Genomic DNA, 4053 nt, shown 5'->3' on the forward strand with positions numbered 1-4053 from the left:
CGAGGCCGGCCACGGCGGCGATGCCGCCGAGCTTGAGCGCGCTGCCGGTGACGGAACGTCCAGTGCTGGTGCCTAACAGGACGGCTGCGATGGCGCCGGTTGCAAGCGGATTGTCCTTGGCGAGCTGAACCGCCTGGCCCGCCTTGTCGCGCACGGTTCCCTGCGTTCCGGGCACCTGTGAGCCCAGAAGGTCGTTCAACAGCTTCTTTGGATCAAACATCCGCATCTCCTCGTTTCGCGCCTTTTGCGCCGTAGCGTTGGCGAAAAGGTAGGAAGGCATTTGTGGCATTGCAATGTTGGAGGGTGATGCAACCGGCAGGGGAAGACGAAAGTCCAATGTCATTCAAAGGGCTCGGCAGGAGCCTTGCCGCCCGACAGCCCGGTCATGAGCGCGGGGCGGGTACCCCTTCTGTGTTCGGCTGTCTCGAACCGGAGGGCTTCGATGACGCCGTCGCGCGGGAAACGCTCCAGAACCTTTGCGAGCGAGGCAGGCGCGATGCGGCGGCGGCCCGCGCCGAAAAGATCGCAGACCGCGCCGCGCGACACCAGATGCGCCTCCGCGCCATGGGCGCGGGCGGACACCCATCCGTTGAGATGGAGCGCGATGGCGTCGCCGACCTTCCGGCCAACCTTTGCGCCATGTCCCTTCGCGCAGAGATGATCGTGCGCCCGCTCGCCGCCGCTGAGCGCAAAACAGCGGGTGCAGACTGGCGGCTCGTGGCGCTCGGTCAGGCCGATATCGTGCAGGATGGCGGCGGCGAAAAACAGGGCGGGATCGTGGTCGAGGCGCTCATGGGCCGCGATCAGTGTCCCGAACAGATAGGTGCGCCAGCTATGGAAAAGCAGCGCATCGCGATGGGTCTCGGTGGCGAGCTGAAGCGCATCTTCCACCAGCGCGGTCTGCGGCGGCATCAGCGCGTCGAGCGAGACCGGAGCCGGGGTGAGAAGGCCAAGGCGGTGGCGAACCGTGTCGAGTGCGGCATGCACCTGCACAAAGGCGAGATTGCCGATGAGGCGGATTTTCTCGCCGCTGCTCAGTGTTCCATCCATTCCGTGCCCCCAGGCGAGCGTGCCCATGGCTGCGTTTTTGGGATGTTGGGATTGGGTCATTGTAATGTGCCTTGATATTTGTACTGTTTCGCATAAAAATGCACGGAGATGAATTTTATGCAAGATGGTACAAAATGATTGCACGCCGAGGACGCCCGCCGGCCTATGACCGCGAAGCGGCGCTGATGGCCATTGCGGAGGCGTTTCGCCTGCGCGGCTATGCCGCTGCCTCGCTGGACGAGATCGCGCGGGCGGCGGGGATGAACCGGCCCAGCCTTTTCGCCGCGTTCGGCAACAAGAAGGCTATGTATCTGGCTGCCCTTGAAGACTATCGGCGTCGGATGGAGCAGGCGGTTTCGCCGGCGCTGGCGGGTGAGGGGCCTCTGGGCGATGCGCTGACGGGGTTCTTCGACGCGGCCATCGGCTTTTATGGTGAGGGGGCTGCGCCGGGCTGTCTCGTTCTGTGCACGGCGACGGCGGAAGCGCCGGCTGATGAAGAGATCGCCGCCGCCCTGGCGGACACGATTAGCGGGATTGAGGCGCAGCTAGCGGCGCGGATCGCGCGCGAAGCGGCTGAATGTGAAGTGGCGGGGCTGGCGCAGTTGATGGTGTCGGTTCTGATATGCATTGCCGTTCAGGCCCGTGCGGGTGCGGACGAGGCGGCGCTGAAGAGCTTTGCGCGCGCCAGCGTGGCTGCGGCATTGCGTCAGGCCCTGTGATTGGGCTTTGACATTTGGCGCATCGGGTGGCACTGGCTCCAGCCCGATTTTCAAATGCAAGGCATTCACGTGACCGACGTCGTTTCCCATATTCTGACCCTTTCCGATGGACGCAGCCTCGGCTGGCATGAATGGGGCGCGCCTGCAGGCCGTGTCGTGATTTTCTGTTCCGGTGCGGGGATGGCAGGCGCTATCCCGTTTGGCGGCGCGGCGGCAGAGCGTCTTGGCCTGCGCATTGTCGCGGTGGACCGGGCAGGGCTCGGCGCGTCTGACGCGGACCCGGACAAGAGCTTTCAGCGCTGGAGCGTGGATGTGGCGGCGCTGCTGGCGGATCTGGGGGAAGACAGTGCGCTGGCCATGGGCTTTTCGCAGGGCGCGCCGTTTGCGCTGGCGCTGGCGGATGCCGGGGTGGCGAAGGCCGTGGCGCTGGTTTCAGGTCAGGATGAACTGTCTGCGCCGGAAGTGCTGTCGCAATTGCCCGAGCCTGTCGCCGATATGGTGCGGCTTGCCAGGGAAGATCCGGCGCGTCTGGAGGCGGACATTGCCGCCTTCGCGACGGCCGACTGGCTGTGGCAGATGATCGAGACGATGAGCGGGCCGCAGGACCGCGCCTATTATGCAGGCGAGGCGTTTGCGCCGCTCTATCGCGCAGCGCTGGCGGACGGGTTTCGGCAGGGGGCAGCCGGGTATGCCCGTGACACGCGGCTTGCCATGGAGCCCTGGCCGTTCCGGGTCGAGGAGATTGCCTGTCCGGTGGCGCTGTGGTTCGGCCTTGCCGATACGAGCCCGGTGCATTCGCCGGACTTTGGTGCGACGCTGGATGGCCGTTTCGTCAACAGCACGCTGCACCAGCTTGAAGGCGAGGGCAGCGCCATTCTGTGGAGCCATGCGGACGTGATCCTCGAGGATCTTGCCGCAGCGGGCTAGAGCAATCCCGCTTCTCCAGGAATTGCTCTAGGCTTTCTGCTTCTCTGACGGCGCGCCGATGGGGAAGCTCTCGCCGCGCTTCTCGGCCAGTTCCACCTGGCGCTGGCGCTCGGCATAGCGGGCGCGGTCTGCTTCGCTGCGGGTTTCGGCGCAATGCGGGCAGGAGATGCCTTCCTGAAACAGCGGGGAGGCGCGCTCCTCCGGTGTCAGCGGATGCCGGCAGGCGCGGCAGAGCGTGGCGTCGCCCTCTTCGAGACCATGGCGCACCGAGACGCGTTCGTCGAATACGAAGCACTCGCCTTCCCACAGGCTTTCTTCGGCCGGAACCTCTTCCAGATATTTCAGGATGCCGCCTTTGAGGTGATAGACGTCGTCGACGCCGATCAGCTTCATATAGGCCGTGGCCTTCTCGCAGCGGATGCCGCCGGTGCAGAACATGGCAACCTTGCGGCCCTTGAGGCGGTTGAGGTTGCGCTCGGCCCAGGCGGGGAAGTCGCGGAAGGTTTCCGTTTCCGGATCCTCGGCGCGCGAGAAGGTGCCGATGGCGGTCTCGTAGGCATTGCGGGTGTCGACGACCAGCGTGTCGGGATCGGCGATCAGCGCGTTCCAGTCGGCAGGCTCCACATAGGCACCCACCTGATTGACGGGGTCGACCTCGGGCACACCCATGGTGACGATCTCCTTCTTCAGCCGCACTTTCATGCGGTGGAAGGGCATTTCGGAGGCCGTGCTGTATTTGACCTCGATGCCCCTGAGAGCGGGGATCTTCTCCAGATGGGCGATCAACGCGTCGATGGCTTCGGGCGTGCCGGCAACGGTGCCATTGATGCCCTCAGTGGCCAGAAGAAGCGTGCCGCGAATGCCGCGTTCGCAGCAAAAAGCTGCAAGCTCGGGACGCAGCTCCTCATACCGCGGCAGGTCGGCGAAACGATAGAGCGCGGCGACGCGAAATCTCTGTTCAGGGGTGGAAGAAATCATGCGCGGTCTCCTACGCTTCTCCCCGTCGGCTTGCAAGAAAAAGCGGAGTTCTGCCATTCCCGGGGCGCCGTGGCGGGTCATTTAAAATTGTATCATATTCAATTTATCCCCCTTTGGTTGTGTTGACCGATAATTGCCGAAAGCAATGACGGGCGATAGCGATGTTTTCAGAAACAGCAATCAGGGAAATCGGCGAAGCGGCTTTCCGGGCAGGAGTTGAGCCGGCCCTGCTTCTTGCAGTGGCCCAGGTGGAGAGCGGTGGCAGATCACATGTCATGGTTCGCGGTCGGGCAGAGCCGGTGATCCGGTTCGAAGGGCATTATTTCGACCGAAGGGTTGCTGGCAGTAAGCGGGCGGAGGCGCGGGCGGCGGGGCTGGC

5 protein-coding genes and 1 pseudogene are annotated in these 4053 nt (G+C 64.2%); 3 read left to right on the forward strand and 3 right to left on the reverse strand.

All coding sequences use genetic code 11. The features are described 5' to 3' along the window. Together JCM21793_RS27885 and JCM21793_RS22650 are read right to left on the reverse strand one after the other, a co-directional pair. Nucleotides 1-220: pseudogene (locus JCM21793_RS27885) on the reverse strand (tellurite resistance TerB family protein); the annotation flags it as partial. Between the two features lie 119 nt (nt 221-339). Then, nucleotides 340-1110, reverse strand: coding sequence for an HD domain-containing protein (locus tag JCM21793_RS22650; protein WP_036541600.1), 771 nt, complete (start codon nt 1108-1110; stop codon nt 340-342). Nucleotides 1111-1184: 74 nt separating this feature from the next. Between JCM21793_RS22650 and JCM21793_RS22655 the strand changes: the two genes are divergently transcribed. Together JCM21793_RS22655 and JCM21793_RS22660 are read left to right on the forward strand one after the other, a co-directional pair. Further along, nucleotides 1185-1769 (forward strand): TetR/AcrR family transcriptional regulator, encoded by a 585-nt coding sequence (locus tag JCM21793_RS22655; RefSeq protein WP_025031817.1) that lies wholly within the window; start codon nt 1185-1187, stop codon nt 1767-1769. A gap of 69 nt (nt 1770-1838) precedes the next feature. Beyond that, nucleotides 1839-2696, forward strand: coding sequence for an alpha/beta fold hydrolase (locus JCM21793_RS22660; RefSeq protein ID WP_025031818.1), 858 nt, complete (start codon nt 1839-1841; stop codon nt 2694-2696). Nucleotides 2697-2723: 27 nt separating this feature from the next. On the opposite strand, the gene trhO is transcribed toward JCM21793_RS22660, so the two are convergent. After that, nucleotides 2724-3674, reverse strand: a complete 951-nt coding sequence (gene trhO / locus JCM21793_RS22665) for an oxygen-dependent tRNA uridine(34) hydroxylase TrhO (RefSeq protein WP_025031819.1) — start codon at nt 3672-3674, stop codon at nt 2724-2726. A 161-nt stretch (nt 3675-3835) separates the two neighbouring features. On the opposite strand from trhO, the gene JCM21793_RS29010 reads away from it, so the two are divergent. After that, nucleotides 3836-4053, forward strand: a 218-nt coding sequence (locus JCM21793_RS29010) for an N-acetylmuramidase domain-containing protein (protein ID WP_025031820.1), incomplete at its 3' end; no start/stop codon positions are given.

The sequence above is a fragment of the Nitratireductor aquibiodomus NL21 = JCM 21793 genome, from assembly GCF_000615975.1.
Taxonomy (GTDB): domain Bacteria; phylum Pseudomonadota; class Alphaproteobacteria; order Rhizobiales; family Rhizobiaceae; genus Nitratireductor; species Nitratireductor aquibiodomus.

What these genes read in the sequence shown, in the direction of transcription:
- JCM21793_RS22650 (WP_036541600.1), bottom strand. Translation starts at nt 1,110, where the DNA reads ATGACCCAATCCCAACATCCCAAAAACGCAGCCATGGGCACGCTCGCC.
- JCM21793_RS22655 (WP_025031817.1), top strand. Translation starts at nt 1,185, where the DNA reads ATGATTGCACGCCGAGGACGCCCGCCGGCCTATGACCGCGAAGCGGCG.
- trhO (WP_025031819.1), bottom strand. Translation starts at nt 3,674, where the DNA reads ATGATTTCTTCCACCCCTGAACAGAGATTTCGCGTCGCCGCGCTCTAT.